Source organism: Urinicoccus massiliensis (genome assembly GCF_900120405.1).
GTDB classification, from domain to species: domain Bacteria; phylum Bacillota; class Clostridia; order Tissierellales; family Peptoniphilaceae; genus Urinicoccus; species Urinicoccus massiliensis.
On record NZ_LT635493.1, the window covers coordinates 1,069,231 to 1,092,012 of the forward strand.

A 22,782-nucleotide genomic window follows, 5' to 3' on the forward strand; every position below is an offset into this window, starting at 1 on the left:
GAGAAATCAAATAGACAAGATAGAAAATACATAAAAACATGAAGCCAAGGTTTTAACTTTAAAAATTGACTTTTTAACATTGATTAGGTTAAAATGAAATAAATAAGTTAAAAAGGGGAGGGTGTGAATATGCGTACAAGTGTGTTCGGAATTTCTATTAAATATGAAGAATGGAATGGCCAAGATTCTTTACCGCTTTATATTTCATCAAGTTATGATTTCCGTATAGCATGTATTGGAAATAAACGCTGTATAGTGCTTACTCCAACAGTAGAACTTGCGACACTCCCGTCGCTAAAAAAACAGATAAAAAAAATGCAGGAGCTTGATAAGCTGCCGGTTGTATTTGACCTTGTCACAATATCAAATTATCGAAGAAAAAGTTTTTTAGACAATAATATATCATTTATTACGGATAAGCAGGTTTTTCTTCCATTTATTGGAACACTGCTTATGGAAGAAATAGAAGACCAAAAACCCCCGAATAAGTTTGTTTACTCTACGCAGCAATTGTTTTTGTTTTATATGTACAGCAAGAAAAAACGCCTATATACTTCAGATGCCGGAAAGGAGCTACCCTATACGGCAATGACCTTGTCCAGGGCAGTAAAACAAATAAAAGCAACGGGTTTGTTTTTTGTTGCAAAAGATGGAGTCAACCAGTTTATTGAGTCAAAATATAGTAGGTATGAATTGTTTGAAAGAGCAAAAATATATTTATCGAGTCCTGTCCGGGAAGTAGGATATATAGACAAGACGCAAGTTACAGAGGACATGGTATTTGCAGGCGAAACAGCCCTGGCCGAAAAAACGATGTTAAATCCAAACCGAGTTAAAACCTATGCAATTAGTGAAAAAGATTATGATAAAGCACTTTTAGCAAAAGAATTAATAGATCCTGATGAGGATGTTAAACTTGAATTATGGGCATACAAGCCTAAACAATTTTCAAAGGATAAGAACGCTGATGATCTTTCCCTTATTTTATCTTTTAAGGATACACATGATGAAAGAATTCACCAGGCAATAGATGAATTGCAAGAAAGAAGGTTGCAAGGGCAATGATAAATGGATTTATAAAATTTAAGGAAAGATTTCATGGATTTGAAAATCAATATGTTATCATCGGTGGAACAGCTTGTACTTTAATTATGGAAAATGAAGAATTAGCATTTCGTGCAACAAAAGATATAGATATTGTGCTAATTGTTGAATCTATAACAGCAGAGTTTTTAGGCAGTTTTGGGACTATATTAAAGAAGTGGACTATAAACATTTGAATAAAAGTACTGGGAATGCGCAATTTTATCGGTTCACAGCACCTAGAAGTGAAGACTATCCATATATGATTGAGATATTTTCCAGAAATCCGGATTTCATTAAATTAGAGGAGGGCGCAGTCCTTACACCACTCCCGATAGATGACGAAATATCCAGCTTGTCAGCAATCCTTCTAAATGAAGCATATTATGAACTTTTGAAAAAAGGCCAAATAATGATTGATGGAATCCCGGTATTGAGTACAACTTGCTTAATAGCATTTAAAGCAAAAGCATGGCTTGATTTAAAGGAGCGAAGATTGCAAGGGGAACACATTGACAGTAAAAATTTAAAGAAGCATAAAAATGATGTTTTCCGATTAATTCAGTTAATTACAGAAAAGACAAGGATGGAGCTTAGTCCGGAAATAGCAGAAGATATGAAAAAATTTTTATCGGAGATAGCTTTTGAAGAGATAGATTTACAAGCTTTAGGCATAAGAGGAATTAGCAAACAAAAAATGATAGATATTTTATACAAGTGTTATGGTTTGAAGGAGCCCTCTATATTTTAGAAAAAGTCCTCAATGGTTTAAAAATGGGAGATGAAGGCTATGGAGACTAGGGGGAAAAACCGCCTAGTAAGTCTTTTGTCTACAATATTTATCGGAATTTCTGATTTTTCAGCCATAGGAAATAGACCTAATTAAAGAAAGTAAGTATAGACTCTCATTGTATGGAAGGGAATTTTAGCTGGACTTCCAATTAGAAAGGAGATATAAGTATGCTAGATGGACTAGGTAGAAAAAGATATTTAATCTTCTTTGGGTTGATGCTTGTAATAATGATTGTTTTTTTAAACTATGTTTTTAAACATCCAGAGGCGAGCCTTAGAATGCCAGTAGTTATTTTACAAATATTTTATATTTTTTATATCATCGCAATGCTTACTTGTCTTGTAAAGTTTTTTATAACTAAAGATGATCAGAGTTAGACTATAGAAAAACACCCCTCCAATTGGAGGGGTGTTGAGCTTTTTGAATTAATAAATAAGCTTGTCTAGGTCTTCTTGGACGCTAGTAATAGGGGAAATGTGGAACTTTTCCACAAGAACCTTTAAGACATTGGGGCTGATAAAGGCGGGAAGGCTGGGCCCTAGGTGGATATTTTGAACTCCTAGGGATAAAAGGGCCAAAAGCACAATGACTGCCTTTTGTTCATACCAGGCAATATTATAAACTAGGGGCAGGTCGTTTACGGAATCCAGACCAAAGATTTCTGCCAGCTTTAGGGCAATTAAAACTAGGGAATAGGAATCGTTGCATTGGCCGGCATCCAGAACTCTAGGAATGCCTTGAATGTCGCCTAAGTTTAACTTGTTGTAGCGGTATTTTGCACAACCTGCTGTTAAAATGACCGTATCTTTGGGCAGGGCTTGGGCAAAGTCTGTATAATAGGACCGACCCTTTTGCCGGCCGTCACAACCAGCCATGACAACGAATTTTTTAATGGCACCGGATTTTACGGCATCTACCACTTGGTCAGCCAAGGCAAAAACTTGATTATGGGCAAAGCCACCAACTAGGCTTCCTTCTTCAATTTTTTCTGGAGCCGGGCAAGTCTTGGCCAGGGCAATGATTTCAGAAAAGTCTTTTTCTTCACCAATTTCTCCAGGGATGTGCTTACAACCGGGGAATCCTGCAGCTCCTGTAGTGAAGAGCCGGTCCTTGTAGGACTCCTTGGGAGGAACGATGCAGTTGGTGGTCATAAGGATGGGGCCATTGAAGGACTCAAATTCTTCTTTTTGCTTCCACCAGGCATTTCCATAGTTACCGACAAAATGGGGGTACTTTTTAAAGGCGGGATAGTAGTTGGCCGGAAGCATTTCTGAATGGGTATAGATGTCTACACCGCTATCCTTACTTTGTTCCAAGAGCATCTCCATGTCCCTTAAATCATGGCCTGAAATAAGGATTCCGGGGTTTTTTCTGGGTTCCAGGGAAACTTCTGTCATTTCAGGATGGCCATAGGCCCGGGTGTTGGCTTGGTCCAAAAGGGCCATGCCTTGAACCCCATAGTGGCCGGTTTTTAATACCAGGTCCACCATGTCATCAATGGATTTTTCTTCCAAGGTAGCCACTAGGGCATCTTGGATAAAGAGGTCAATTTCTTCGTTTTCTTCCAAGAGGACATTGGCGTGTTTGGTGTAGGCGCTGAGACCCTTTAGACCATAAATAGTCAACTCCCGTAGAGAACGTAGGTCCTCATCCTTGGTGGACAAGACACCAACTTGGGCTCCCTTTTCTAGAAGGGCTTGCTTGTCTTTTTCTTGGTAGAGGGCCGGACCAAAGAGGCCTTCTTGTTTGGAAACTTGCCTTCTTAGGTCTTCTTTGACTTGGATGGTTTTTTCAATGCTGGCCAAAAGGTCCTGGTCGGAAAAATTGGCATTGGTGATGGTTTTAAAGAGGTTTCCTGTAACCAGGTGGTTGATTTCCTTAGGGACTTGTTTTCCTTCTTTTCTAAGGGCCAGGGTCACTTGACTTAGGCCCTTGGTGACCCAAATTAAAAGGTCTTGGAGGCAGGCTGTGGAAGCTTCTTTTCCACAGACGCCCTTAATTTGACAGCCTTGACCCTTGGCTGTTTCTTGACATTGGTAACAAAACATAAAATTCCTCCTTTGATTCATACTTTCCTAACTAAGACAAGTATAAAGCTCTGGTAAGGAGGAATTCTGTAACATATGCTACAATATTTCATTTAAAAGAGAAATTGTTCGTCTGTCTATGGAAATCAAACCATCTTCTTGCATCTTGGACAGTTCGCGAGACAGGCTGGGCCGGGGAACGGCTAGGATTTCAGCCCATTTTTCCCGGCTAAAGTCCAAGACCACCTGGCCATTTTTTTGTCTTTGGGCCAGGTCCATGAGGATTTTTTCCCTCAAGGAGGGGGCTGTTTGGACCATGAGCTTTTGGTTGAGGGTGTAGGCCTTGGAGGCCAGGAGCCGGACCAGGTTTTTGGCAATTTTTTCCTGACTCTTGTTGCCCAAGGTCCTTAAGACGGCTTGGGCTGGAATTTTTAAAATGACAGATTCTTCCTTGGCCCAGGCAGAATAGTCAAAGGGGATGGCCAAAAGGGCATAGACTTCTCCAAAGATGGAATGTTCTTGAGAAAAATGGGCAACAACTGTCTGGCGGCCACTGGGGGAAAGTTGGTCTACTTCCACACGGCCCCTTAAAAGGACATAGATATCTAGTGCTTCTTGGCCTTCTTGAAAGATGGCTTGGCCAGGACCATACACTTGGGTCATGGCCTTGGACCAGAGGATAAAATCTTGAAATTCTTCTGGGCTTAATCCGTTAAATAACATGGGACCTCCTTGACTTGGGACATAAATGGGCTATGTACTATACAAGTTATTATAAGAGAAAAGTCAGCAAATGAAAAGTTTGACTAGATTTTAGGAAAAGTGCTCAATGGTTTAAAAATGGGAGATGAAGGCTATGGAGACTAGGGGAAATCCAAAAAATCCAGCTTAAGTATGTCCTCTTAGATGATCAGACCTAGTTTTCGGAATAAAAAACCACCCAGTTACGGGTGGTTTTCCTAGTTCTTAGGATGCTTATTTCAAGACCAATTTATGGTAGACTTTTTTCCCCTTTCTTAAAAGGAGTTGGCCGTCTTTAAAGAGGTCTTTGGTGATTTCTTGGTCAAAGGCCTTGGCTTTTTCTTCTCCAATGGTGATACCACCTTGGTCTACCAGTCGGCGGCCTTCGCTGTTGGTCTTGACGAAGCCCACAAGTTTAATCAGGTCAATGACGGTCTTGTTTTCGGCCAGGGTTTTTTCGTCAATTTCTGTAGTGGGTACATTGTCTAGGGATCCGCCTTGGCCGAAAAGGGCCTTGGCAGCTTCCTTGGCCTTGTCGGCTTCTTCCTTGGAGTGGATGTCTTTGACAATTTCATAGGCCAAAACTTCCTTGGCCTTGTTGAGGTCGGCGCCTTCCAGGCTTGCGTATTGGTCGATTTCTTCCAGGGAAAGGTGGGTTAGGAGTTTCATAAATTTAATGACGTCCCGGTCATCCACATTTCGCATGTATTGGAAGAGTTCGTAGGGGGATGTTTTTTCCGGATCCAACCAGATGGTGCCGGATTCGGTTTTACCCATTTTTTTCCCTTCTGCAGTGGTTAAAAGCTTGAAGGTCATGGCATAGACCTTGTCTTGTTCTAGCTTGCGAACCAGCTCGTAGCCTCCAATCATGTTGGACCATTGGTCGGACCCGCCTAATTCTAGGCGGCAGTTAAAGTCTCGATAGAGCTTCAAGAAGTCGTAGGACTGCATGAGCATGTAGGAGAATTCAAAGAAGGTCAGGCCTTGGTCCATACGGTTTTTGTAGCAGTCAAAGGTCAACATCCGGTTGACGGTAAAGTGGACGCCAATTTCCCGCATGAAGTCGACAAAGTTCAGGTTTAAAAGCCAGTCCTTGTTGTTGGTAAAGTGGCCCTTGCCATTGTCAAAATCCAGGAAGTGGCGGAGTTGACGTTTAAATTGTTCGGCATTGTAGTCGATGGTTTCTTCGGTCATGATTTTCCGCATGTCGTTTTTGCCGGAGGGGTCCCCAATCATGGTGGTTCCGCCACCAATGAGGGCGATGGGGATGTGGCCGGCTCTTTGCATGTGTTGCATAACCATAATTTGTAGGTAGTGGCCCAGGGTCAGGCTGTCGGCAGTACAGTCGAAGCCAATGTAAAAGGTAATGGGCTCTTTGCCTAAAATTTCCCTTAATTCTTTTTCGTCGGTGGACTGGTCAACGTAGCCTCTTTCCACCAAGATATCATATACGTTTTGCATACTTTCCTCCTAAAATAAAAAAAGCCTCCGCTTGTGAAAGGACGAATGGATCGTGGTACCACCTTTCTTCGCGAATGCCTCATTTGACTATAAACTCCATCAGTGTAATTTCTCGGGAAGGACCTGCCCCTTGCCGGTACTGGGTTGATGTCTTCGTTTTATGAACTTACTCCCATCTTAGCATAGCTTGTGGGGAAGGTCAAACACTTTTTATTTTTATGACCGGAGGGGACTTTTTGTGTATAATAAACATGAGGTGAGTCCAATGATCGGGATTGATTTATGCCAAATTCAAAGGCTGGAGAGGATTTATAAAAAACATGGGGACCGGTTTATCAACTGGGTCTTTAGTCCCAAGGAGCAGGCTTATTTAAGGAAGCGGAAGATGGCCCCCAGGACCATGGCGGGGCTTTTTGCTGCCAAGGAGGCCATGGCCAAGGCCCTGGGTCGGGGGATTGGCCCTGTGGCCTTAAGGGATTTAGAGGTGGGTCATGGGCCAGGACCTTGGGGGGCCTGGAAGGGCTACCGTTTTGACCTGTCCATTAGCCATGAGGGGGACTATGCCCTGGCTGTGGCCCGGATTCGAGAGTCGGGGCCTAGTTTTTCCCTGCCTGAATTTTTACAGGGCCAGTTGAAAAAAAGAGAGTTGAATGCCCACAAGGGGTCTGTAGGCAAGCTGGCTCTTTTGGCTGGAAGGAGGGGGATGGTAGGGGCCTTTGTCTATGCTGCCAAGGCCCTTTATCGGTCGGGAGCCGGTATGGTTTTCGGCCTGGTGGACCCAGAGGACCAGCCGGTCTTTACCCTGGCGGCTCCAGAGGTGGTCTTGCGGGACCGAAAGTCTGGTCTCGCACCTCTTTTGGACCAGGTGGATGCCCTGGTTTTAGGTCCGGGCCTAGGACCGGAAGACCCGGCCCTGGCAGAGGGGCTTTCTGCTCCTATAAAAAAGGTGGTGGATGCAGGTGGTCTTACCTATTTAAGTGGCCTGGACCAGCTTCCGGACCTAAGGGGGGCTGTCTTGACCCCCCATGAGGCTGAAGCCCAAAGGCTCTTCCACTGCCAGGCCCCCCGGCAAGACCTTATGACCCTGGCCAAGGACTTTGCCCGGGACAAAAATTGCGTGTTTGTCTTAAAGGGTCCCGAAACTTATGTGACGGATGGCCACCGGGACTATGTCAATTCCACTGGCAATCCCTCCATGGCTGTGGCAGGAATGGGGGACTGCCTTTCCGGAATCATTGGCTATTATTTGACGGCTTTGGAGGACCCCTTTTTGGCGGCCTCCATGGGGGTCTTTGTCCATGGGGCTGCCGGGGACCTGGCCAATGAAAAGTATGGCCAATCCTTAATGCCCCTGGATGTCATTGAAGAAATTCCCCAGGTCCTAAAAAAGATTTTATAGTTTTTATTTTGGAGAATATGGCTGGAAAATGGCTCAAGGACTAAAATCCCTGTGCTTTTACCAGCCATAAGACCATTTGACAATCGTTTTTTTTCTTTTTATAATGGATATGCGGAGTCCTAAAAGGTGAAATTATGATAGTTAAGCGAGGAGATCTGTTTTACGCAGATTTAAGCCCTGTAGTGGGGTCAGAACAAGGAGGCGTCAGGCCAGTCGTCATTATGCAAAATGATGTTGGAAATAAATATTCACCGACAACAATCGTTGCTGCAATTACTTCTCAATTAAACAAGGCAAAGTTACCAACCCATGTTGGTGTAAGTGCTGAAGAGTTTGGCTTGCCAAAAAACTCCGTTGTACTTTTGGAGCAGATACGGACCATTGATAAGAAAAGACTTCGCGATAAAATTGGTTGTTTTAAAGAAGAAACGATGCACAATATTGAGAAGGCTGCGCGGGTTAGTTTGGGTTTAAAATAACGCCTACATAGAAAAGACACCCCCTTGTGGGGTGTTTTTTCGTGAAGATTTTCGGCCAAGGAAGAAAATTACAATGTTTTTCTACTAAGGAGCCGGTTTTTTGGTATAATAGAAAAAAAGGAGGATGACTATGAAAAAGACTGTTGCAGTCCTAGGGATTTTGAGCCTAGCCTTAATTGGTGGAAATGCCATCTATGGAACGGAAAAAGATCCGGTGGTGACTGTTTCCTATCTCAATGAAAAGTTAGCTCAGTTAAAAAATACAGGCGGAGCCGGTATGGCATCCACAGGAAGCGAAATGAAGCTGGTGGAATTAAAGGCAGGAGACCGGATTATTGCCGCTGCAGGAAGCGAATTAATCCTCCGGTCAGGAGAAGCCACAGCCATTGCCACAGACCTGGGTGGCTTAAGTGACTTAACCAAGGGAAAAGATATCAAGCATGCCCGTCAAGTAGAAAGAGACCATTTACTGGTTATCCCAAGAAGTGACGGCCGGGGCCTATTGGCCAAGACCAGCGCTCTTGTTCTTGTCCGGGGATCCTATAGTGTAAAATAAAGGAGCCATTTATGAAGTCAGTTCTCCACTTAATTAGCGGAGGCGATGCAGGAGGGGCGAAAACCCATCTCTATGCTTTGATGCAGGGACTCCAGGGCCGGGTTCACACAAAGGTCATTTGTTTTATCAAGGACACCTTTTACCGCCAGGGAAAGGAATTGGGCCTAGACATCGAAGTTGTAGAACAAAGGAGCCGCTTTGACATTCGTGTCATGAAAGAGGTCTCAAAAAAGGCGCGAGAAATGCACGCGGACATTCTCCATTGTCATGGGGCTCGTGCCAATTTTAATGCCCTTTTTTACAAGGGGGACCAAGTTCGGGTCACCACGATCCACAGCGACTATCTTTTAGATTTTAAGGACAATTTTTTTAAGGATAAGATTTTTACACCCTTAAATTCCTATGCCTTGAGAAAGTTTGACTACTATATTGCCGTTACTGAAAATTTTAAAAAGATGCTCATAGACCGGGGCTTTCCCAAGGACAGGATTTTTGTCATCTACAATGGGATCGACATGTATAGCCAGGAAGAAAAGGTGGACCCCAAGAGCTTTTACCAAAGGTATGGCCTGGAAGATAATGGCAAGTTTACCTTTGGTATTGTGGCCCGTCTAGATGCCAACAAAGACCAAAAGACTATGATTGAGGCCTTTCACAAGAGTGGCCTCAAGGGCAAGGCCCGGGTCTTGATTGCTGGTGATGGACCGGAAGGTCACCGGCTCAAGGAAAGGGTCAAGGACTATGGCCTGGAAGAGGATATCTTCTTTTTAGGGGGGATTCAAGACCCCTACTCCCTCTACCAAGCCATCGATGTCAATGTCCTCTGTTCCTTAAGCGAAAGCTTTCCCTATGCCCTTTTAGAGGGGGCCAAGGAAAAGAAGGCGGCCATTGCCAGTCGGATTGGGGGGATTCCCGAAATGATCCGGCCAGGCCAAGATGGTTACTTATTTGATCCGGGAGATGATGAGGCCTTAAAGGACATTTTGGTCCACTGCTATGAAAACCGGGACCAGGTGAAAGAAATGGGCCAAAGTTTCCACCAAAGGGTGGAAGAAAAATTTAGCGTTACCTCCATGGCCAAGGTCCATGAGGAAATTTATGCTGAAATACTTAGGAGAGGAAAGTAAAGTTTGAAGATGATCGATCAAAAGGGCCGCTTGTTCGGCCTAATCAATATTATTGACCTTTTATTTATCTTAATTATTCTCTTTGCCCTAGTGGGCGGGGTTAAAAAATACCAACAAAAAGTACCGGTAGCTGAAGGGACCAAGGAAGGAACTGTAACCTTTATGGTAACCAATGTCCGGCAATTATCCATTGACCAAATGGTCCTGGGAGACCAAATCTACCACTATGACAAGGGGGGCTTGGTTGGAAGTATTGAAGAGGTAAAGTCTGAACCCTATACCGACCGACTGGACTACCAAGGCCAATGGATTGAAGCTCCTGTTCCCGGTAAATACCAAGCCTACCTCAAGGTCAAGGTGGACTATATTGAGTCCCAAGATGCCTATACTGTCGGGGGAGAAGCCATGCGGGTAGGAAGTGAATACCGGTTAAAGACCAAGAGAAACACCTTTTATGGAACCTGCATTGACATGTCAGTCCTCCACAAGGGAAACTAGGAAGGAGGGTCAGACATGCTGAAAAACAGTGTGCTTGTCTACCGAATCCGGGCCCTTGTTGGATTTTTAAATGCCTATTATGAAAAATCAATCTCTCAAAAGATTTTTTCCAAGCTGGGCCAGGGTCTTTCCCTAGTTTTAGGGGGGTCTTTCCTGGCTCGCTTGGGGAAAAAGTCCCTGGATGGAGCCTATGTCAACCGGGCCCTTTCCGGCCTTTACAGGGGCCTGGACCGGGGAGGACAAAGGCTGACGAATTGGAAGGAATCTGCTAGGGGTCCCTCTCTTTTGGGAGCCTATGCCAGCCAATTTAAGGACCCCCTGGAAGGCCTTTGCGGCCTGGGCTGGACCTTGTTTTTCTGGTCCCTGGTCTTAGGAGTATTGAGACCCAGGAAGCTTTTGCTGGTCCTGGCCCTTTTGGGTCTTGGCCTGGCCTTGACCCAGACCTGGGTTCGATTGGCCAGGGAATCTGTCCTGGCCCGGGGGCTTCTTTGGACCAAGGACTTGATCTATGAGGAGGATGACCATGAAAAATAAAGTCCTGGTCAACGGCCTAGTGGCCCTGGTCTTTGTTCTTTTGGCCCTTCTCACCCGGCAGTCCCTAGCCTTTGTTGCCATCTTGGGCCTGGTTTTTGTCCTGGGGAGTTTTTTCCACCCCCTGGCAGCCCTGGCCCTGGTGATTTTTTCCTACGGTTTTTTGCCCGACCTGGCCAGCCTGGTCTTGATTTTGGGCTACGGCCTTTTACTGGTGGCTTTTTCTTTCTTTCGGAGGGAAATCCATCTGACTTATGATTCCAGTCATGCCATGGTCTATCTTTGGATGGTCCTCTTACTGGTGGCTACTCTTACCAGCAGCCTGGTCCAAGGAAGCCTAAGAGACCTGGCCATCCATACTGGAGGCTTCTTACTCTTTCTAAGCATGGTATCCCTGGTGGAAAGGAAAAGGGATATCTACATCCTCTTATTTGCCCTGGTGGCTGGGATGGGGATTCTCTCTCTTTACGGAGCCAGCCAGATTTTTACTGGAGCGGAATTGTCCAAGGACTGGGTGGATGTGGAAAATAACCCCAATGTCCGGGTCCGGGTCTATTCTCTTTTCGGAAACCCCAATGTCTTTGCCGAATACCTGGTTATGGTCCTTCCCCTGGCCCTGGGCCTTACCTGGTCGGCCAAGAAGGACAAGGGCAAGATTTTTTACGGGGGAATCTTCCTTTTAGCCTGTATTTCTCTCTTCTTTACCCTGAGTCGGGGAGGCCTTTTAGGCTTCATCGCTGGCCTGGCCCTCTTTTTCTTCCTGGTAAAGAAAAGACTCTTTCTTTTGGGCATTCCGGGCCTGGCAGCCTTGGTCTACCTGGCTCCCCAGGGTTTTATCAACCGGATCCAAAGTATTCAAAACCTCCAGGACACCTCCACAGTCTACCGACTGACCATTTGGAAGACCAGCCTGGATATTATTAAGGACCACCCCTGGGGCCTGGGCCTGGGCCACCTGCCCTTTAAGGCCATGTATGAAAACTACAACCAAATCTACCCCACCTTCCATGCCCACAACACCTACCTGGAATTGACGGCGGAAATGAGCCTTTTCGGCCTAGGGGTCTTTCTGGTCTTTATGGCAGTGGTTTTCTTCCAGGCTTACAAGTATTTAATTAAATCAAAAGACAGTCAAATAAGGATCTTAGGAGCAGCTGCCTTGGCCGGATTGTTTGGAATTTTTGTCCACGGTATTTTCGAAAATATCTTCTATCTGACAAAAATCACCCTGACGGTTTGGCTCTTGATTGCTATTATTTATAGCCTAATCAAAGTAGAAAGAAAGGAGGAAGCCTATGACTAAACTCCTTTTTAGCGGATACTACGGCTTTGACAACAGTGGAGATGACGCCATCTTAGAGGCCATCTTAAAGGATGTCCGAGCCGACGAAAAATTCGATATTACCGTCATGTCCAACAACCCCAAAAAAACCAGCCGCCACTACAAGGTCAAGGCTGTGGACCGTTTTTACTTAAAAGACGTCATTGGGTCCATTAAAAATTGCGACATCTTAATTTCTGGCGGGGGGTCCCTCTTACAGGACGTTACCTCTACCCGGAGTCTCTACTACTACCTGGGCCTGATTGTCCTGGCCAAGTTTTTTAAAAAGAAGGTCTACCTCTTGGCCAACGGCATTGGTCCCATTCAGTCCTCCCTTAACCGCTGGCTTACAGCCCGGGTCCTAAACCGGGTGGATATGATTACCCTAAGAGACCAAATGTCCTATGACTTCATCCAGGAAATTGGCGTCCACAAGCCCAAGATCAAGGTGACGGCCGACCCAGTCTACAAGCTCAACCCCATCCAGGGAGCCCAAAGGCAGGACCTCTTCCATCATCTGGATCTGGATCCGGACCTGGGTTATATTGGCTTGGCCCTTAGGGATTGGCCCCAGCCCCATGACTTGAAGGACCGCTTTCAAGACCTTATGACCAGCCTCTTGGACCGGGGCCACCATCTCCTGCTCCTGCCACTTTTTTATCCTAATGACGCGGATTATTTTAAGGAATTGATGGAGGGGCTGGACCCGGACCAGCTGAGCCGGGTAAAATTAATCGACGAAAAGATTTCTGTGGCCCAAATGCTGGCCTGTGTAGACTGCCTCAAGGCCTTTATTCCCATGCGGCTCCATGGCCTGATTTATGGAATTTCCAGGACCATTCCCACTGTCCCCATTAGCTACGACCCCAAGGTGGACGGCCTGGCCAAGGACCTGGACATGAAGGCCTGCTTCCATATTGACGATTTTAAGGTGGAAGATGTGGTAAGAGAAGTAGAAGGGGTTATAGACAACCAAGAAGTTGTGGACTTTTTGCAGGAGAAGAAAAAACTCTTGCAGGAAAAGACAGACGAAAACCGCCAGATACTGGAAGAATTATTGGAGGAATAAGATGGAAGTTTCCTTTTTTGGAAGCCGGGTCCAGGCCCTCAGTATGGACCAGGTAGACGCCTACCTGGAAGAGGCCTTGGTCCAGGGGAAGAAAACGAGGATCTACACACCAAATACAGAAATTGTCATGGAGGCCAAGGACAAGGCCTGGATCCGGGACCTTGTAAATTCCGGTGACCTCAGGTTGGCCGACGGCATCGGCCTGGTCATAGGGGCCAAGATGAAAAAAATCCCCCTGGAAGAAAGGGTTACGGGCTTTGATGTCAGTATCCATCTTTTGAAACTAGCTCAAAGAGAGGGCTACAAGGTCTACTTCCTGGGAGCCAAGAAGGGCATTGCCCAAAGGGCTGCCCAAGAAGTGGAAGAGGACTATCCCGGCCTAGTGGTGGTGGGAAGCCACCATGGCTACTACGGAAAAAGCTCCCTGGACCAAGACTTGACCCAGGATGAGGAAGAAATTATTGAAGAAATTCAAAGGCTCCAAGCAGACATCGTCTTTGTGGGCCTGGGCTTTCCCGTCCAGGAGGTCTTTATCCACAAGGCCAGTCAAAGGCTGGGCCGGGGAGTTTGGATTGGCAATGGAGGGGTCTTGGATATCCTGGCTAAGGAACAAAAACGGGCCCCGGAAATTTTTATCCGCCTCCACCTAGAGTGGTTCTACCGGCTGATAAAAAACCCCAGTCGTTGGAAAAGGCAACTGGCCATACCCAAGTTTTTAATCCAGGTAATAACAAAGAAGAATGCAGTAAAAATTGTTCGGGAGGATTTCGATGAAAATGAATCAAAAGGTAATTGATACGGTTCGAATGTTGAGTGTGGATGCCATTGAAAAGGCCAATTCTGGCCACCCAGGGCTTCCTCTGGGAGCAGCCCCCATGGCCTATACCTGCTGGTCTGACTTTTTACATATCAGCCCCAAAAATCCCAACTGGCCCAACCGGGACCGCTTTGTCCTGTCTGCCGGTCATGGGTCTGCCTTGCTCTACAGCCTGCTCCACCTCTTTGGCTTTGACCTAAGCCTGGAGGACTTAAAAAACTTCCGCCAACTGGGGTCCAAGACACCGGGCCATCCAGAATATGGCCACACCCAGGGAGTGGAAGTGACAACAGGTCCCTTGGGTTCAGGAATTTCCATGGCTGTGGGCCTGGCCCTGGGAGAAAGATACCTAGGAGCTGTCTACAACAAGGACGACATCAAGCTTATTGACCACTATACCTATGTCCTGTGTGGGGATGGAGACTTAATGGAGGGCATCAGCAACGAGGCCGCTTCCTTTGCCGGAACCCAAAAATTAGACAAGCTCATTGTCCTCTACGACTCCAATGCCATCACCATCGAGGGCTCTACAGATATTGCCTTTACAGAAGATACAGCTGGCCGCTACCGGGCCCTGGGCTGGTCCGTTTCCAAGGTAGAAGACGGCAACGATACAGAAGCCATCAAGGCAGCCATTGCCAAGGCCAAGGAAGAAAAGGGCCCCAGCTTTATTGAAATTAAGACCAAGATTGGCTACGGTAGTCCCAAGGAAGATTCTGCCAAGGCCCACGGGGAGCCCCTGGGAGCGGAAGGCCTTGAAAAAACTCGGGCCTTCTACCACATGGAAGGCCAAGAGGCCTTTAGCGTTGCCCCGGAAGTCTACCAGGCCCAAGAAGAAATTATTGCCAAGAAAAATGCAGACTACGACCAATGGCTTGACCTCTGCAAGACCTACCAAGAAAAATATCCAGAGGACTATGCCGCTTTAGAAAAAGTTTGGTCCGGAGACTTGGACCTGGACTTTTTGGAAAAGGACGACTTTTGGAAGGCCCAAGGCGACAAGGCGACCCGGGCATCTTCTGGTATGATCTTAAACCGGATTGCCAAGGAAGTGCCCCACTTTCTAGGAGGGTCTGCAGACCTAGCTCCTTCCAACAAGACCTTTATTGATGGGGAAGGCTACATGAGCCCTACAAGTCCTCAAAACCGCAACATTGGCTTCGGTATCCGGGAACATGCCATGGGGGCCATTGTCAACGGCCTGTCCGTCTACGGAGGTCTTAGGGCCTATGGGGCCACCTTCCTGGTTTTCTCTGACTACCTGAAACCCCAACTTCGCCTGGCAGCCCTTATGGGTCTACCCTCCACCTTTATCTTTACCCATGACTCCATTGGGGTAGGAGAAGATGGACCCACCCACCAACCCATTGACCAACTGGCCATGTTAAGAGCCATTCCAAACTTTATTACCTTCCGGCCTGCCGATACTACAGAAGTGGCAGCAGCCTGGGCCTGTGCCTTGAAGTTGACCAAGACTCCTGTGGCCCTGGCCTTGAGCCGGCAAACCTGTCCTGAATTAAAAGAAACCAGCCGGGAGGCCATGAAGGGTGGCTATGTCCTCTTAAAAGAAGAAGGAAACTTAGACCTCATCCTTTTAGCCTCAGGATCTGAAGTGGCCTTGAGTTTAGAAGTGGCCCAAGAATTGAAACAAGAAGGCCTGGGAGTCCGGGTGGTTTCCATGCCATCCTGGGAAGTTTTTGAAGCCCAATCCTCCGACTACCGCAAGGAAGTCCTGCCGGAAAGTGCTGAAAAACGGGTGTCCATTGAAGCCGGGTCCACCATGGGCTGGGCCAAGTTCACCGGCTTCCAAGGTATGAACATCGGTATTGACGAATTCGGTGCTTCAGGCCCTGGCAAGGAAGTCTTTAACTACTTCAAGATGACTAAGGAAGATATTTTAAAAGAAATTCATGACTATTTAGGAAGATAAGAAAAAGCCGGAACCTGTAGTTCCGGCTTTGCCTTTAGTCATCTATAGAAAAAAGACCAGCAAACTAGCTGGTCTTTTTTGTCTTATAAAATGATTTAATGGTCCGCACCTTCATCCCATAAATAGACCTGGTCAGACCCAAGGCTTTTTTTCAGGTCAATAATCCTTTGGTTGGAGGACCCACGAAAGCGAAGGCTTAGGTCTTTTTTCTCCCGGATAAAGGGCCCGTCTACCAAGACATGGCAAAGGGAAAGGAGGGTCCGGGCCTGGGGGTCTTGGACCAGGTCCTCGTAGAGAAAGCCCGAGTAGATCCAAATTTTCTTGTCCACTTCTTCTTTGATTTCTTCCAAGAGCCGGATTAGGGCCTGGCAGTGCTCAAAGGGTTCCCCACCCAAAATGGTCAGACCCTGGACTAGGTCGTCTTGGAGGTAGGAAAGCAGGGTCCGGGTCTCCTGGTCTGTCCAGGGGTCTCCGGCCTGGAAGTCCTGGTAGTCTAGATTAAAGCAGTCGGGGCAGTGGTGGCGGCAACCGGTGACAAAGATGGAAGTCCGGATGCCGGGGCCATTGGCCACATCGTACTGGCGAATTTGTCCGTAGCGCATCAGATGTGGAGGACCCGACTGTTGATTTCCTTGGTCCGGCCGTCATTCCAGAAGTTTTCTCCCAGGTAGCCGCAGGTTCGACGGACCACGGACAGGGTGGCCTTGTCGGTGTTGCCACATTGGGGGCATTCCCATTGGTCATGGTCGTTGAACTTGATTTCTCCGTCAAAACCACATTGGGAGCAGTAGTCGGACTTGGTGTTAAATTCGGCGTATTGGATGTTGTCGTAGATGAAACGGACAATGGTTTCCAAGGCTTCTAGGTTGTGGCTCATGTTGGGAATTTCTACATAGGAGATGCAGCCTCCGGTGGACCGATCTTGGAACTTGGCTTCAAAGGTAAATTTTTCAAAGGCTGTGATTTTTTCCCGGACATCCACATGGAAGGAGTTGGTATAGTAGCCCTTGTCAGTGACATTTTCAATTTCTCCAAACCGGTCCTTGTCAATCTTACAGAAGCGGTTGGTGAGAGACTCTGCTGGGGTGGCATAGAGGGTAAACTTGATGTCGCTTTCTTGGGTCCACTTCTTCACCGCATCGTTTAGGTGGTCCATGATCTTCATGGCAAAGTCGTAGCCCTTGGGGTCTGTATGGGAGACTCCCTTAATGAGCATGGTGGCTTCGTAGATGCCGATATAGCCCAAAGAAACGGTGGCATAGCCGTTATGGAGCAGGTCAGTAATGGGTTGGTGCTTACCCAGCCGGGCAATGGCCCCGTGTTGCCAGTGGATGGGGGAGCTGTCGGACCGGACATTTTTCAAGTGGTCGTAGCGGATGAGGCCCACCCGGCGGACCAGGTCCAGACGCTTGTCTAAGAGTTTAAAGAATTTGTCTTCGTCTCCGGAGGACAAAATGGCAATTTGGGGTAGGTTGATGGAGCAGGCTCCAATGTTAAAGCGGCCTTCAAATTGGTAGTGGCCATTTTTGTCCTTCCAGGGGGGCAAAAAGGCCCTGCAACCCATGGGGGAAAAGACATTGCCCTCGTAGTTGGCCCGCATCTTCTTGGCGGAGATATAGTCGGGGTACATTCTCTTGGCAGTACAGTGGATGGCCAAGGAGGTTAAATAGGCATACTTGGAGTCCTTGTGGACATTGTTTTCGTCCAAGACGTAGATGAGCTTGGGGAAGGCCGGGGTGACATAGACGCCGGCGTCGTTTTTAATGCCCTTGATTCTTTGTCTTAGGATTTCTTCAATAATTTGGGCCACTTCGTCAATATAGGGGTCTTCCTCATCCAGGTACATAAAAAGAGTAACAAAGGGAGCTTGACCATTGGAGGTCATCAGGGTGTTGATTTGGTACTGGATGGTTTGGATGCCGCTTTCCAGGTCCTTTTTGGTCATGGAGTCGGCCATTTTTTCAGCCAGGGTGACGTCGCCTAAAGTTTCTAGGGCCAGGCTGAGATTTTTTTCATAGGACCTGCGGAGGTACTTGCCCAGGCAGGCAATGTTGATGGATTGGCCCCCGTATTGGTTGGAGGCAATTTGGGCAATGATTTGAGTCATGACATTACAGGCCACTTGGAAGGACTTGGGGCTTTCAATCATCTTGCCGTTGACGACAGTTCCCTTGTCCAACATGTCCTTCATGTTGACCAGGCAGCAGTTGAAGATGGGTTGGATCATATAGTCCAAGTCGTGGATGTGGATGGCGCCGCTGTCATGGGCTTCCACCAGGTCTGCCGGCAAAATTTTTCTCTTGGCAATATCCTTGGAGACTTCTCCGGCAATGAGGTCTCTTTGGGTAGAGGCAATGACGGCGTTTTTGTTGGAATTTTCATTCATGACATCGTCATTGGTGGAATTTAACAGGCCTAAAATTTCCTTGTCTGTGGTGTTTTGCTCCCGCTTATAGGCTTGGACAGACCGGTAGGACTCATAGGCCCGGGCTGTGGCGGGGTTTTTATTTTCCAAGAGCTTGTAGTAGACTTGGTCTTCAATGTCGTAAATGGTCAATTGGCTGTCCAATTGATGAGCATAGGCTTCAATTTCATCGGCAATGAGGTCTGCCTGTTGGTCTACAAAAACACCATTGCTGGAGTGCATGGCTTTTTCAATGGCAATTTTAATCTTTTCCTTGTCAAAGTCTGCCAGGTCTCCATTTCTTTTGATTACTTGTAACATTTTTAACTCCCTTAAAACACACGCTAACGACAACTTACATAACGTATTTAACACCCCTATTAATACTTTTATATAATACTATATATAGTGGTGATATGCAATAGATTTAGGAAAAAATAACATTATATAGTAATGCCTCCTGGCTTAAAGCAAGGACTTTAAAGGCTTTGGAGATGAAAAATTTTTTATAAAAAAATCCCTCCCGAAAAAGGGAGGGAAAAGATTGGGGTCAGGTTAAGATTTTTCCCACTTCTTTTAAGAAGAGACTTTTTTCTGTAGGCATGGAAAAAATCCTCTTGGGCCTTAAAAGGTAGAGTTCCTTTTTGGCCCGGGTCATGGCCACGTAAAAGAGCCGCCGTTCTTCTTCCAGGACCAGGGGGTCTTCCAGGGATTGGAGGCTGGGAAATTCTCCGTTAACCAGGTCCAGGATAAAGACCTGGTCAAATTCCAGGCCCTTGACCCCGTGGATGGTGGAAAAGGTCAGGGGGCCATCTTCCGGTGCCTGGAGGATACTGTCTTTTAAAAAGGCCAGCCGACCCTTAAAGTCTGCCAGATTTTTACAGGCCTTGGCAATTTCCATAAAGTGCTTGTAGACGGAGTAGAGTTGGTCCAGGCTGGTCTTGGATTTTTTGTGGAGGTCCATGAGATATTGGTCGTATTCCAGGTCCTTTAGGATAAAGCGGACCTGTTGCCAGGGACTCAGGGCACTTAGGTGGATAAAGTCCTCTTTGATTTCGTAGATGGTTCTCTTTTGGAAGTCCTGGAGGCCTGGAGTGGAGGCCATGGCCACAAAGACATTGCCCCGGGATTTTCCTGCCTGGGCCACCATCTTCTTGGAAAGATAGCCTCGCATCTTGTAGTAGATTAGGGAGAGGGCTTCATGATCCTTGGGGTTTTGGGCCAGGTCCATAAAGGCCAGCAGGTCATAGAGGATGGGGTGGCGGAAAAACCGGGCCTCTTTTTGCCGGATGGAAAAATCTTCCCGGGAAAAGGCGTTGACCAGGCCCATGGAGGAGACAGTGTTGCGGTAGAGGACGGCGGCCCGGGCATTTTTCTTCAGCTGTTTTTTGATAAAGTCGTATTGGTCCTGGGGTTGGGCCAGGTCCACCAGCTGGACATCCAGGCCCTGGCCCTTGTGGCCCAGCATATTTTTTTCATAGCGGGACTTGTTGGCCTGGATAAAGGTCTTGGCCAGGTGGATGATTTGGTCGGTGGACCGGAAGTTGTCTTCCAGATAGTATTTTTTGGCCCCAAAGTCCCTTTCAAAGGTCAAAAGGTCCTGGGGCTTGGCCCCCCGAAAGCCGTAGATGGATTGGTCGTCGTCGGCCACCAAAAAGACCTCCCCCTTGGAGGCGATTTTTTCGATAATCCGCATTTGCAGGCTGGAGGTGTCCTGGGCCTCGTCCACCTGGACCAGGTCAAAGGCCCCCTGGACCTTTTTGGCAATGGAGTCCCGACTCAGGAGGTCCAGGGCCAGGGCCAGCATGTCGTCAAAGTCAATGAGATTGGCCTTGGCCTTGGCCGCCTCATAGTCCCGGGCAATTAAATGGAAGTGGGCTGTCTTGCATTCCTTGTCTAAGACATAGGAGTCAAAGGGGATCATGAGGTTTTTGGCCCGGGAAAGTTCTTGAAAAAACTGGTCTCTTTTTTCTTCCGACGGGGTGATTTGGTTGTGCTTTAAGTAGGCCCGGGTCAAGAGGTCCCGGCGGATTTTATAGTCCTTGTCGGCCAGGACCTGGATGCTCTTGGCCTGGGGGTGGAATTGGCGGATGATTTGAAAGCACAAGGCATGGATGGTCATAAAGTGGGGGCTTTCCAGTTGGGGAAAGAGGTCCCGAAAGCGTTTCTTCATATCCAGGGAGGCATTTTTGGAAAAAGTAATGGTTAAAAGTTTTTCTGCAGGATAACCTAGCTGGATTAGTCGGGCCAGCCGGGCCATTAAAACTGTGGTTTTACCAGCTCCGGGCACGGCTAAAACCAGGGCGGGTCCCCGGGTATGGTGGATAGCATCTAATTGGGCGTCTGTAAAGTTCATGCTTACCTCCTATCAAAGTCTATTATATCATGGTCCTTGTGAAAGGTTTGCAAAAAGGGTATAATAAAAGTAAGTAATTTAATTTTGAGAAGAATGGATTGAGAGGAAAGACAAATGGTAATGACAAATTTTTTGCAAGAGAGAAAGTCCGTCCGGGACTATAAGGACCAAGGCCTGTCTGCAAAGGACCTGGAAAGGGTCCAAAACATTGTAGACCGTGGAAACACCAACTGCAAGGCAGCTGGAATTTCTTTTAATTTTTTCCAAAATGGCCAAGTGGTTTGTGACCGCCTCCAAGGGAAGGCAGGATATGCCGGAGTCATGATCAAGGCTCCCCACTACCTATCCATGACCGTTGCCGGTCGGGAAGCAAGAGACCAATTAAAAACCGGCTACACCCTGGAAGAAATCAACACAGACCTGGTTAACCTGGGCCTTGGAACCTGCTGGATCACCATGGACCATGTAGACGCCCAAGCCAAACAAGAAGCCTTTGGCAGCGAGGGAAAAGACATTGACTACATCATCGCCCTGGGTTATCCCAAGAAGAAAAAACTCTTTGAACCCGAAAAGCACAGTGCTCGGATGGATGTGAGGGAATTTGTTTTTGAAAATGACCTTAATACACCAGCCAACCCGGAAACCTTGGACCAACTGGGTCTTTTTGATGTATTTTCTTCCGTTCGTTATGCTCCAAGCCACAAGAACACCCAACCCTGGCGCTTTGTCCTGGAAGGAAGCCAAGTAAAACTCTATATGGTTACCGGCCAAGAAGACAACCGGTCCCTGGTAGACTGTGGCGTTATGATGTTCTACTTCCAAGAAATGATGAAGACTCTCGGCAGCCAAAAAGAATGGGTTATGGAAGACCAATTTGCCCAAGAAGGAAACTACCTCTATCTTGGATCCTATTCCCTATAAGATTTGAAAAATAAAAGAAGCCCTCTCCATTGGAGAGGACTTTTTTTGTGCCTAGTTTCTTTGACCCAGGGAGGCCACCAGAGAGATTAAAACATCTACAGCCTTTTGCAGGTCTTCCAGGGCGATGCATTCATAGCGGCCGTGGAAGTGATGGCCACCGGTAAAGAGGTTAGGGCAGGGGAGGCCCTTGTAGGACAACATGGCCCCGTCAGTGCCTCCACGGATGGGTTCCAAGCGGACAGGCACGGAATTTTCTTCCATGGCCTTGAGGACTTCTTGGATTAAAAAGTCCACCTGGTCCAGCTTTTCTTTCATATTATAGTAGGAGTCCTTAATGTCTACTTGGATTTGAGTATGGTGCTTTTCTGCCATAAAGTCCCCCAGCTTTTGGATTAGGTCCTTTTTTTCCTGGAAGAGGTCCGGGTCAAAGTCCCGGATAATGTAGTTGAGTTGGGCCTCTTCAATGGTGCCGGAAAAAGTGTGGAGGTGGATAAAGCCTTCCCGGCCCTCTGTGTGTTGGGGCCTTTGGGCTACAGGCAGGGCTTGGTGGAAGTCCGTGGCAATGTCCAGGGCGTTGACCATCTTGTCCTTGGCAGACCCGGGATGGATGTTCAAGCCTTGGATGGTGACAGTGGCAGAAGCGGCATTGAAGTTTTCAATGCTGAATTCTCCCAGGCCCCCTCCATCTACCGTTAGGGCATAGTCGCAGGCAAAGTCTTGGACGTCAAAATTTTCCGTCCCTCGACCTACTTCTTCATCGGGAGTAAAGGCCACTTTAAGACTGGGGCGGGGGATATCAGGATGGGCCACATAATAGGCCAAGACTTCCATAATGGCTGCCACTCCGGCCTTGTCATCCGCCCCTAAAAGGGTAGTCCCATCGGATGTAATGACGGTTTTTCCCACCAGGTCTTTTAGGTCTGGGAAGTCCTTGGGGTCCATGGTTAGGTCGGCTCCCTTTAAGTGGATAGGGCCTCCGTCATAGTTTTCAATGACTTGGGGCTTGACCCCTTGACCGGAAAAGTCCGGGGAGGTGTCCATATGGGCAATGAGGCCCAGGCTTTCCTTGGAAGACCCGGGAAGGCTACCTGTGACAATACAGTGGTCGCTGACCTTGACATCTTCCAGGCCCAGGTCCAGCAATTCATCCCGGAGGATGTGGGCCAGGTCAAATTGCCGGTGGGTAGAGGGAGAAGTGGTGGATTCTTCCGAGGAAGTTGTATAGACTTGTACATACTTTAAAAATCGTTCTTTTAGCATAGGGACTCC

At 47.3% G+C, this 22,782-nt stretch carries 22 protein-coding genes; 15 read left to right on the forward strand and 7 right to left on the reverse strand.

The genetic code is table 11. From position 1 onward, the window contains the following. Positions 1-129: 129 nt before the first annotated feature. The 4 genes from BQ7400_RS09605 (at position 130) to BQ7400_RS09615 (ending at position 2,253) form a co-directional block, all read left to right on the forward strand. The gene (locus tag BQ7400_RS09605) at positions 130-1,065 is read left to right on the forward strand and encodes a MarR family transcriptional regulator (RefSeq protein WP_072470343.1); all 936 of its coding nucleotides are present in this window, start codon (positions 130-132) and stop codon (positions 1,063-1,065) included. After that, positions 1,062-1,280, forward strand: coding sequence for a hypothetical protein (locus BQ7400_RS10885; protein ID WP_245759433.1), 219 nt, complete (start codon positions 1,062-1,064; stop codon positions 1,278-1,280). Before BQ7400_RS09605 ends, BQ7400_RS10885 begins: the two co-directional genes overlap by 4 nt. A 65-nt stretch (positions 1,281-1,345) precedes the next feature. Next, entirely contained in the window at positions 1,346-1,834 is a 489-nt protein-coding gene (locus BQ7400_RS10890; protein ID WP_245759434.1) for a hypothetical protein, read from the forward strand. A 209-nt stretch (positions 1,835-2,043) separates the two neighbouring features. Next, positions 2,044-2,253, forward strand: coding sequence for a hypothetical protein (locus BQ7400_RS09615; RefSeq protein WP_072470345.1), 210 nt, complete (start codon positions 2,044-2,046; stop codon positions 2,251-2,253). A gap of 48 nt (positions 2,254-2,301) precedes the next feature. Here the strand turns inward: BQ7400_RS09615 and hcp are convergent, their stop codons facing one another. The 3 genes from hcp to tyrS form a co-directional block, all read right to left on the reverse strand. After that, positions 2,302-3,924 carry a hydroxylamine reductase gene (gene hcp / locus BQ7400_RS09620; protein WP_083553329.1) on the reverse strand — a complete coding sequence of 541 codons (1,623 nt, stop codon included), beginning with the start codon at positions 3,922-3,924 and terminating at the stop codon, positions 2,302-2,304. 78 nt (positions 3,925-4,002) lie between these two features. Further along, positions 4,003-4,626 (reverse strand): Crp/Fnr family transcriptional regulator, encoded by a 624-nt coding sequence (locus tag BQ7400_RS09625; RefSeq protein WP_072470349.1) that lies wholly within the window; start codon positions 4,624-4,626, stop codon positions 4,003-4,005. A gap of 252 nt (positions 4,627-4,878) precedes the next feature. Beyond that, positions 4,879-6,105 carry a tyrosine--tRNA ligase gene (gene tyrS / locus BQ7400_RS09630; protein WP_072470351.1) on the reverse strand — a complete coding sequence of 409 codons (1,227 nt, stop codon included), beginning with the start codon at positions 6,103-6,105 and terminating at the stop codon, positions 4,879-4,881. Positions 6,106-6,370: 265 nt separating this feature from the next. Here tyrS and BQ7400_RS09635 point away from each other — a divergent pair, with 265 nt between their 5' ends. The 10 genes from BQ7400_RS09635 to tkt all read left to right on the forward strand — a co-directional run bounded on the left by BQ7400_RS09635 (position 6,371) and on the right by tkt (position 15,832). Beyond that, a complete protein-coding gene (locus BQ7400_RS09635) occupies positions 6,371-7,504 on the forward strand; it encodes an NAD(P)H-hydrate dehydratase (protein ID WP_072470353.1) in 1,134 nt (377 codons plus the stop codon). A gap of 134 nt (positions 7,505-7,638) precedes the next feature. Beyond that, positions 7,639-7,983 carry a type II toxin-antitoxin system PemK/MazF family toxin gene (locus BQ7400_RS09640; protein ID WP_009430989.1) on the forward strand — a complete coding sequence of 115 codons (345 nt, stop codon included), beginning with the start codon at positions 7,639-7,641 and terminating at the stop codon, positions 7,981-7,983. 130 nt (positions 7,984-8,113) lie between these two features. Beyond that, on the forward strand, positions 8,114-8,539 hold the full coding sequence (locus BQ7400_RS09645) for a hypothetical protein (protein ID WP_072470355.1): 426 nt from the start codon (positions 8,114-8,116) through the stop codon (positions 8,537-8,539). Positions 8,540-8,550: 11 nt separating this feature from the next. Next, positions 8,551-9,666, forward strand: a complete 1,116-nt coding sequence (locus tag BQ7400_RS09650; RefSeq protein ID WP_072470357.1) for a glycosyltransferase — start codon at positions 8,551-8,553, stop codon at positions 9,664-9,666. A 9-nt stretch (positions 9,667-9,675) separates the two neighbouring features. Continuing rightward, positions 9,676-10,164, forward strand: coding sequence for a DUF4330 domain-containing protein (locus BQ7400_RS09655; RefSeq protein WP_180371975.1), 489 nt, complete (start codon positions 9,676-9,678; stop codon positions 10,162-10,164). 15 nt (positions 10,165-10,179) lie between these two features. Continuing rightward, the gene (locus tag BQ7400_RS09660; RefSeq protein WP_072470361.1) at positions 10,180-10,698 is read left to right on the forward strand and encodes a hypothetical protein; all 519 of its coding nucleotides are present in this window, start codon (positions 10,180-10,182) and stop codon (positions 10,696-10,698) included. Further along, the gene (locus tag BQ7400_RS09665; protein ID WP_072470362.1) at positions 10,688-11,998 is read left to right on the forward strand and encodes an O-antigen ligase family protein; all 1,311 of its coding nucleotides are present in this window, start codon (positions 10,688-10,690) and stop codon (positions 11,996-11,998) included. Before BQ7400_RS09660 ends, BQ7400_RS09665 begins: the two co-directional genes overlap by 11 nt. Further along, complete coding sequence (gene csaB / locus BQ7400_RS09670) at positions 11,991-13,085, forward strand: polysaccharide pyruvyl transferase CsaB (RefSeq protein ID WP_072470363.1); 1,095 nt, start codon at positions 11,991-11,993, stop codon at positions 13,083-13,085. The genes BQ7400_RS09665 and csaB overlap by 8 nt, the downstream gene beginning before the upstream one ends. A 1-nt stretch (position 13,086) precedes the next feature. After that, positions 13,087-13,881, forward strand: coding sequence for a WecB/TagA/CpsF family glycosyltransferase (locus BQ7400_RS09675; protein ID WP_072470365.1), 795 nt, complete (start codon positions 13,087-13,089; stop codon positions 13,879-13,881). Further along, on the forward strand, positions 13,856-15,832 hold the full coding sequence (tkt, locus tag BQ7400_RS09680) for a transketolase (protein ID WP_034440163.1): 1,977 nt from the start codon (positions 13,856-13,858) through the stop codon (positions 15,830-15,832). Before BQ7400_RS09675 ends, tkt begins: the two co-directional genes overlap by 26 nt. 95 nt (positions 15,833-15,927) lie before the next feature. On the opposite strand, the gene nrdG is transcribed toward tkt, so the two are convergent. The 3 genes from nrdG to BQ7400_RS09695 form a co-directional block, all read right to left on the reverse strand. After that, on the reverse strand, positions 15,928-16,434 hold the full coding sequence (nrdG, locus tag BQ7400_RS09685) for an anaerobic ribonucleoside-triphosphate reductase activating protein (protein ID WP_072470367.1): 507 nt from the start codon (positions 16,432-16,434) through the stop codon (positions 15,928-15,930). Further along, a complete protein-coding gene (gene nrdD, locus BQ7400_RS09690) occupies positions 16,434-18,557 on the reverse strand; it encodes an anaerobic ribonucleoside-triphosphate reductase (protein WP_034440167.1) in 2,124 nt (707 codons plus the stop codon). Before nrdD ends, nrdG begins: the two co-directional genes overlap by 1 nt. A 229-nt stretch (positions 18,558-18,786) precedes the next feature. Further along, a complete protein-coding gene (locus BQ7400_RS09695) occupies positions 18,787-20,592 on the reverse strand; it encodes an ATP-dependent helicase (protein ID WP_072470369.1) in 1,806 nt (601 codons plus the stop codon). Positions 20,593-20,706: 114 nt separating this feature from the next. Between BQ7400_RS09695 and BQ7400_RS09700 the strand changes: the two genes are divergently transcribed. After that, positions 20,707-21,513 (forward strand): nitroreductase family protein, encoded by an 807-nt coding sequence (locus BQ7400_RS09700; protein ID WP_072470371.1) that lies wholly within the window; start codon positions 20,707-20,709, stop codon positions 21,511-21,513. A gap of 51 nt (positions 21,514-21,564) precedes the next feature. Here the strand turns inward: BQ7400_RS09700 and pepT are convergent, their stop codons facing one another. Further along, positions 21,565-22,773, reverse strand: coding sequence for a peptidase T (gene pepT / locus BQ7400_RS09705; protein ID WP_072470373.1), 1,209 nt, complete (start codon positions 22,771-22,773; stop codon positions 21,565-21,567). Between the last annotated feature and the right edge of the window lie 9 nt (positions 22,774-22,782).

Bases quoted from the DNA above. Each gene is read 5' to 3' on its own strand.
- BQ7400_RS09605 (WP_072470343.1), top strand. From the start codon at position 130: ATGCGTACAAGTGTGTTCGGAATTTCTATTAAATATGAAGAATGGAAT.
- BQ7400_RS10885 (WP_245759433.1), top strand. From the start codon at position 1,062: ATGATAAATGGATTTATAAAATTTAAGGAAAGATTTCATGGATTTGAA.
- BQ7400_RS10890 (WP_245759434.1), top strand. From the start codon at position 1,346: ATGATTGAGATATTTTCCAGAAATCCGGATTTCATTAAATTAGAGGAG.
- BQ7400_RS09615 (WP_072470345.1), top strand. From the start codon at position 2,044: ATGCTAGATGGACTAGGTAGAAAAAGATATTTAATCTTCTTTGGGTTG.
- hcp (WP_083553329.1), bottom strand. From the start codon at position 3,924: ATGTTTTGTTACCAATGTCAAGAAACAGCCAAGGGTCAAGGCTGTCAA.
- BQ7400_RS09625 (WP_072470349.1), bottom strand. From the start codon at position 4,626: ATGTTATTTAACGGATTAAGCCCAGAAGAATTTCAAGATTTTATCCTC.
- tyrS (WP_072470351.1), bottom strand. From the start codon at position 6,105: ATGCAAAACGTATATGATATCTTGGTGGAAAGAGGCTACGTTGACCAG.
- BQ7400_RS09635 (WP_072470353.1), top strand. From the start codon at position 6,371: ATGATCGGGATTGATTTATGCCAAATTCAAAGGCTGGAGAGGATTTAT.
- BQ7400_RS09640 (WP_009430989.1), top strand. From the start codon at position 7,639: ATGATAGTTAAGCGAGGAGATCTGTTTTACGCAGATTTAAGCCCTGTA.
- BQ7400_RS09645 (WP_072470355.1), top strand. From the start codon at position 8,114: ATGAAAAAGACTGTTGCAGTCCTAGGGATTTTGAGCCTAGCCTTAATT.
- BQ7400_RS09650 (WP_072470357.1), top strand. From the start codon at position 8,551: ATGAAGTCAGTTCTCCACTTAATTAGCGGAGGCGATGCAGGAGGGGCG.
- BQ7400_RS09655 (WP_180371975.1), top strand. From the start codon at position 9,676: ATGATCGATCAAAAGGGCCGCTTGTTCGGCCTAATCAATATTATTGAC.
- BQ7400_RS09660 (WP_072470361.1), top strand. From the start codon at position 10,180: ATGCTGAAAAACAGTGTGCTTGTCTACCGAATCCGGGCCCTTGTTGGA.
- BQ7400_RS09665 (WP_072470362.1), top strand. From the start codon at position 10,688: ATGAAAAATAAAGTCCTGGTCAACGGCCTAGTGGCCCTGGTCTTTGTT.
- csaB (WP_072470363.1), top strand. From the start codon at position 11,991: ATGACTAAACTCCTTTTTAGCGGATACTACGGCTTTGACAACAGTGGA.
- BQ7400_RS09675 (WP_072470365.1), top strand. From the start codon at position 13,087: ATGGAAGTTTCCTTTTTTGGAAGCCGGGTCCAGGCCCTCAGTATGGAC.
- tkt (WP_034440163.1), top strand. From the start codon at position 13,856: ATGAAAATGAATCAAAAGGTAATTGATACGGTTCGAATGTTGAGTGTG.
- nrdG (WP_072470367.1), bottom strand. From the start codon at position 16,434: ATGCGCTACGGACAAATTCGCCAGTACGATGTGGCCAATGGCCCCGGC.
- nrdD (WP_034440167.1), bottom strand. From the start codon at position 18,557: ATGTTACAAGTAATCAAAAGAAATGGAGACCTGGCAGACTTTGACAAG.
- BQ7400_RS09695 (WP_072470369.1), bottom strand. From the start codon at position 20,592: ATGAACTTTACAGACGCCCAATTAGATGCTATCCACCATACCCGGGGA.
- BQ7400_RS09700 (WP_072470371.1), top strand. From the start codon at position 20,707: ATGGTAATGACAAATTTTTTGCAAGAGAGAAAGTCCGTCCGGGACTAT.
- pepT (WP_072470373.1), bottom strand. From the start codon at position 22,773: ATGCTAAAAGAACGATTTTTAAAGTATGTACAAGTCTATACAACTTCC.